Annotated in this window: 6 protein-coding genes; 3 read left to right on the top strand and 3 right to left on the bottom strand. The window is 74.6% G+C overall.

Going from position 1 to position 5,511, the window contains the following annotated elements; all coding sequences use genetic code 11:
- Positions 1-329: 329 nt before the first annotated feature.
- The 3 genes from BZL64_RS35485 to BZL64_RS35475 all read left to right on the top strand — a co-directional run bounded on the left by BZL64_RS35485 (position 330) and on the right by BZL64_RS35475 (position 2,381).
- A complete protein-coding gene (locus tag BZL64_RS35485) occupies positions 330-1,313 on the top strand; it encodes a helix-turn-helix transcriptional regulator (protein ID WP_086773168.1) in 984 nt (327 codons plus the stop codon).
- A gap of 102 nt (positions 1,314-1,415) precedes the next feature.
- Positions 1,416-1,898, top strand: coding sequence for a DUF456 domain-containing protein (locus BZL64_RS35480; protein WP_086773167.1), 483 nt, complete (start codon positions 1,416-1,418; stop codon positions 1,896-1,898).
- Between the two features lie 105 nt (positions 1,899-2,003).
- Complete coding sequence (locus BZL64_RS35475) at positions 2,004-2,381, top strand: PPOX class F420-dependent oxidoreductase (RefSeq protein ID WP_086773166.1); 378 nt, start codon at positions 2,004-2,006, stop codon at positions 2,379-2,381.
- Between the two features lie 45 nt (positions 2,382-2,426).
- Here BZL64_RS35475 and BZL64_RS35470 read toward each other — a convergent pair whose 3' ends face one another.
- The 3 genes from BZL64_RS35470 to rsgA all read right to left on the bottom strand — a co-directional run.
- Positions 2,427-2,963, bottom strand: coding sequence for a methylated-DNA--[protein]-cysteine S-methyltransferase (locus BZL64_RS35470; protein ID WP_086773165.1), 537 nt, complete (start codon positions 2,961-2,963; stop codon positions 2,427-2,429).
- Positions 2,950-4,338 carry a DNA-3-methyladenine glycosylase 2 family protein gene (locus BZL64_RS35465; RefSeq protein WP_208639588.1) on the bottom strand — a complete coding sequence of 463 codons (1,389 nt, stop codon included), beginning with the start codon at positions 4,336-4,338 and terminating at the stop codon, positions 2,950-2,952. The genes BZL64_RS35470 and BZL64_RS35465 overlap by 14 nt, the downstream gene beginning before the upstream one ends.
- Before the next feature lie 259 nt (positions 4,339-4,597).
- On the bottom strand, positions 4,598-5,511 hold a 914-nt coding region (rsgA, locus tag BZL64_RS35460), incomplete at its 5' end, for a ribosome small subunit-dependent GTPase A (RefSeq protein WP_107430414.1).

Raw genomic sequence — 5,511 nt, 5'->3', positions numbered from 1 at the left:
GCGGCCCGGGTGGTCCGGGCCCATATCCCCTATGCGCCCCTGCGCGTCATGGGCCCGGACCACGTCCGCGGGTGCACCCGTCGCCGTCCCGCACCACTGGCGGGCCCGCGTGTGCACGGTTTCCTGCTGGTCCGCTGTGGCGGACGACCGGGGGCGGCCTCGGATGATCACCGGGTACCGCCGTGGGCACACCTTGGCAGAGTGACCGGGGCGGGGGCGATGATGTACCGCGGCGGGATGACGCCATGGCGGTTTCCCGCCACCGGCTCAGTCATCGGTCCGTCAGTCGTATGTCCGGGGTCAGTCACATCTCCAGGAGGGCGGCATCGATGTTGGGGGCGATCGGGCTCGACGAGCGGCACGAGTCGGCGTACCGCGCGCTGGTGTCCGTGGGCGCAGCCGACGTGCCGGACCTGGCGCGTCGGCTGGCGCTCGGTGAGCAGGACACCGAGCGGGCGCTGCGCCGGCTGGAGCGGCACGGGCTGGCGGCGCAGTCTTCGGGGCGGCCGGGCCGCTGGGTCGCGGCGCCGCCGGGAGTGGCACTCGGTGCGCTGCTCACCCGGCAGCGGCACGAGCTGGAGCAGGCGGAGCTGACGGCGGCGCTGCTCGCCGAGGCGTACCGGGCGGCTGCGGCCGAACCCTCGGTGCACGATCTGGTCGAGGTGGTCACGGGCGCGGCAGCGGTTTCCCAGCGTTTCCTCCAGATCCAGCTGGGCGCGACCGACGAGGTGTGCGCGCTGGTGACGGGTACGCCGGTGGCGGTCACCGGCGTGGACAACGACGCGGAGGAGCAGGCGGCGGCCCGCGGGGTGCGGTACCGCGTGGTGCTGGAGCGCGCGGTCCTGGACCAGCCGGACGGCGTCACGGAGCTGACGGCCGCGCTGGGCCGCGACGAGCAGGTGCGGGTCGTCGACGAGGTGCCGACGAAGCTGGTCGTCGCGGACGGCTCGCTGGCGCTGGTACCGCTGACGGTGCGCTCGGCGGAGCCCGCCGCGCTGGTGGTGCACGCCAGCGGGCTGCTGGAGCTGCTGTCGGGCCTGTTCGAGTCCGTGTGGCGGCAGGCCCTGCCCCTGCGGCTCGGTGAGCGGGGTGTCACGGAGGAGGGCCCGGACGGCCCCGACGCCACCGATCTGGAGATCCTGTCGCTGCTGCTGGCGGGCCTGACCGACGCGAGCGTCGCCAAACAGCTCGGCGTGGGGCTGCGGACCGTGCAGCGCCGGGTGCGGCGCCTCATGGAGCTGGCCGGTGTGACGACCCGGCTCCAGCTGGGCTGGCACGCGCACGAACGCGGCTGGGTGAGCCGGGAGCGCTGACCGGCGCCTCGCGTCCCGCCCTCGCGTCCCGCCCTCTCGTCCCGCCCTCTCGACCTGCCCTCTCGACCTGCCTGTTCTGTCCGCTTCCGGCAGGCTGGGCAGATGGGAGCGTGGGAACTCCTGCTGGTCGGGCTGGTCATCCTGCTCGGCCTGTGCGGAGTGCTGGTGCCCGGACTGCCCGGATCGTGGCTGGTGTGGGCCGCGGTTCTGTGGTGGGCGCTGAAGGATCCTCAGCCGGTCGCCTGGCTGGTGCTGGTGGGTGCGACGGTCGCGCTGTTCCTGTGCCAGGTGGTGCGCTGGGCGCTGCCGCCGCGCCGTCTGAAGTCGAGCGGCGCCACCCGCCGGATGGCCGGATACGCCGGAGCAGGCGCTTTCCTCGGCTTCTTCCTCGTGCCGGTGCTCGGCGCGATCCCTGGTTTCCTGGGCGGTATCTATCTGTCCGAGCGGCTCCGCCTGGGCCGCCCCGACGCGGCCCGCGCCTCCCTGCGCACGGTGATGCGGGCGGGCGGCTCCAGCATCCTGGCGGAACTCTTCACCTGCCTGCTGATCGCCGGCGCATGGCTGGGCGCGGTGCTGTGGGGCTGATCGCCGGTGGCTCCCGGCGGGCCTCCTGCCGGTGCGGGGTAGTCCTCAGGTACTGGACCCAGGAGCCGATGTGCCACACCGGGGGATCGTGGTTCGCTACCGGACATGACCGAATTCAGCGAGGCCGAGCGCGCGTACCTGAGGTCGCAGCGGCTGGGACGGCTGGCCACCGTCGATCCGCAGGGCCGGCCGCAGGCGAACCCGGTGGGCTTTTACCCGCAGGACGACGGCACGATCCTGGTCGGCGGCCACGCCATGGGCGCCACCAAGAAGTGGCGCAACCTCCAGCAGAACCCGAAGGTCGCCCTGGTGGTGGACGACATCGTGAGCGAGCGCCCGTGGCGGGTGCGCGGGGTGGACATCAGAGGTGAGGCGGAGCTGCTGACCGGCCCGCACGGCCTCGGGCCGCATTTCAGCGAGGAGGTCATTCGCATCCGTCCGCACCGGATCCACAGCTGGGGCCTGGAGGAGGGCGGCTCCTAGGCTCCTAGGCTTCCTTAACCCCCTGGGGCCCTGGGGTCCCAGCTCCTAGACGCCCAGGTCCGCCGCCTTCCGCGGCGCTCCCGCCGGCCTTCCCTCCATAACTCCCTCCATGGCCCCCTCCAGCGTGAGGAGCCGCACCTTGCGTTGGAGGCCGCCCGCGTAGCCGGTGAGTGAGCCGTCGGCGCCGATGACGCGGTGGCAGGGCCGCACGATGAGCAGCGGGTTGGCGCCGATGGCCCCGCCTACGGCGCGTACGGCGGCCCGTGCGGCTCCGGCGCGGGCCGCGATCTCGCCGTACGTGGTGGTGGCGCCGTAGGGCACGGCGTCGAGGGCGTCCCAGACGCGGGTGCGGAAGGGCGTGCCCTCGGCGCGCAGCTCCAGCCGGAACTCCTCGAGGTCGCCGGCGAAGTAGGCGGCGAGTTGCTCCCGCGCGGCACGGAACGGGGCGGGGTCGTGCCGCCAGTCGTCCTGGACGGTCCGGCCGCCCTTCTGCCCGGGGACGGACAGCGAGGTGAGTGCGCCGTCCGGGCCCGCGGTCAGGAGCAGGGGGCCGAGCGGGCTGTCGACGCTAGTGAAGTACATGGGGTTCCTCCGCTGCACGCAGGTGGTGAAGGGCGTACGTCCGCCAGGGACGCCAGCTGTCGGGGACGTCGGCGCCGGGCGGCGCGACGTCGGGGTCGCCGAGGGCGCGGGCCCGGATCTCCGCCACGGTACGTCCGTCCAGGCCGGGCAGGGCGAGCAGCGCCTCCTGGGCGTCGTCCCGGTCGGCGCCCGGGTCGAGCCGTACGGTGCCGTCGGCGAGGGCGGTGGCGAGCGCGCCGAGGGGGCCGCCGGTGTCGGCGAGGGCGGCCGGTTCGGGGAAGAGGTGGGTGAGTCCGCCGCGTGGCGCGTCCAGGGTCTTGCCGTGGGCGCGGACCAGGTGCGCGGCCTCGGCGCGGCCCACCAGCGCGCGCACCGCGTACTCCTCGGGGTCGGCGGCGCCCGGCGCGCGCAGTCCGGGCCGGGCGGCGACGAGCGGGGCGAGCCACGGGTGGGCGCCGAGCCGCTCGTCCACGGCGTACGGGTCGGCGTCGAGGTCGAGGAGCCGGCGCAGCCGCTGGACGGCCGTGGTGAGGTCACGCGGGTCGGTGAGGTGCAGGCGCGCGTCGAGCCAGCCGCCGGGGTGGACGGCGCCGCCGGGCGTGTGGCCGGGCCGTTCCTCGACGGCGACGATGCCGGTGCCATAGGGGAGGCGGAGCGTCCGGCGGTAGGTCCGCCCGCCCGGCGGGCCGCTCATCTCCTCGATCCCGGGCACGGCCTCCCCTTCCAGCAGGTCGAAGACCGGGCCGGCGAGGTAGGGGCCGCGGTGGGCGAGCCGCAGCGGGATACCGGCTCCGGCCGCGGCCGCCGTACGGTCCTGGCGCGGGGCGGCGGCCCGCACCTGGGTGGGGGTGGCGGCGTACACGGCCCGGATGGTGTCGTTGAACTGGCGGACGCTGGCGAAGCCGGACGCGAAGGCGATCTCGGTGACCGGCAGTCCGGTCGTCCGCAGCAGCACCCGCGCGGTGTGCGCACGCTGCGCGCGGGCGAGGGCGACGGGTCCCGCGCCCAGTTCGGCGGTGAGCTGGCGCTGCACCTGACGTGCGCTGTAGCCGAGGCGTACGGCGAGTCCGGCGACGCCCTCCCGGTCCACCACCCCGTCGCCGATCAGCCGCATGGCGCGGCCCACGACGTCGGCGCGCACGTTCCAGTCGGCGGATCCCGGGCTGGCGTCCGGCCGGCACCGCCGGCAGGCCCTGAATCCCGAGCCCTGCGCGGCGGCGGCCGTGGCGAAGAACCGCACGTTGCGGCGTTTCGGCGTCACGGCGGGGCAGCTGGGCCGGCAGTAGATGCCGGTCGTCTCGACGGCGAAGTAGAACGCGCCGTCGAACCGTGCGTCCCGGCTGCGGACCGCCTCGTACCTGCTCTCCTCGTCCATCACGGGTCCCAGTCTTCGCCCGCGCGGAGGATGCTGCTAGCGGAAATCGGACATGGCGGTGACAGTCCCGGCCCGCCTCCCGCCTGACCGGCTGACTGTCTCCCGCCTGACCGGCCCGGTGTCCCGCCCGACCGGTCCGGGCCGCCGTGTCTCGTCCGGGCGGTGGCCCGCGGGGCCTTCGTCCCGGCCCGCCCAACTGGCGGGTTCGGCCCGACCGGCCCCGCCCTTCACCAGCCCGCGCGTTCGGCGTCCCCGCCCTTCACCAGCCCGCGCGTTTGGCGCGACCGGCGGCGCGCCCGGCGGCCTCCTTGCGCTGCCAGTCGTCCCGGATGTCCCCGCGGAGCCGGGCGTCCGACTTGGCGACGATCCACTGGTTCTCCCGGACGAGCTTGCGGTAGCTGTCCAGCCGGCGGACGGGAAGTTCGCCGTTCTCCACGGCGTCGAGCACCGCGCAGCCCGGCTCGCGCTCATGGGCGCAGTCCTGGAAACGGCAGCGCCCGGCGAGTTCCTCGATCTCGGCGAACACCTGGCCGACGCCCTGCCCGGCGTCCCACAGCCCGACGCCACGCAGTCCCGGTGTGTCGATGAGGACCCCGCCGCCCGGCCGCGGCAGCAGGTTGCGGGTTGTTGTGGTGTGCCGCCCCTTGCCGTCCATGTCGCGGGTGGCCCGCACGTCCATGACGTCCTCGCCGACGAGCGCGTTGGCGAGGGTCGACTTGCCCGCGCCGGACGCCCCCAGCAGCACGGAGGTGCCCCGGCCGAGGAGAGCGGCCAGTTCCCCGACGCCCTGCCCGGCCATGGCGCTGGCGGTGAGGACGGGTACACCGGGCGCGCTCTTCTCGACGTCCTCGACGAGGTACGCCAGGGTGGCCGGATCGGTGACGAGGTCGGCCTTCGTGAGCACGACAACGGGCTGGGCGCCGGACTGCCAGGCCAGCGCCAGGAACCGCTCGACCCGTCCGAGGTCGAGTTCGACGGCGAGCGACAGGGCGACGATCGCGTGGTCGACGTTGGCCGCGAGGATCTGCCCCTCGGACCGCTTGGAGGAGGTGGAGCGCACGAAGGCGGTACGGCGCGGCAGATACGCCCGTACGTAGCGCGGGTTGCCGTCGGTGTCGAGGGCGACCCAGTCTCCGGTGCACACGACCCGCAGCGGGTCGTGTGCACCGGAGA

This window comes from Streptomyces bobili (assembly GCF_002154575.1).
GTDB classification, from domain to species: Bacteria; Actinomycetota; Actinomycetes; order Streptomycetales; family Streptomycetaceae; genus Streptomyces; species Streptomyces bobili.
The sequence above is the reverse complement of the archived record's forward strand: the minus strand, read 5'-3'. Positions and strand labels throughout refer to the sequence as shown.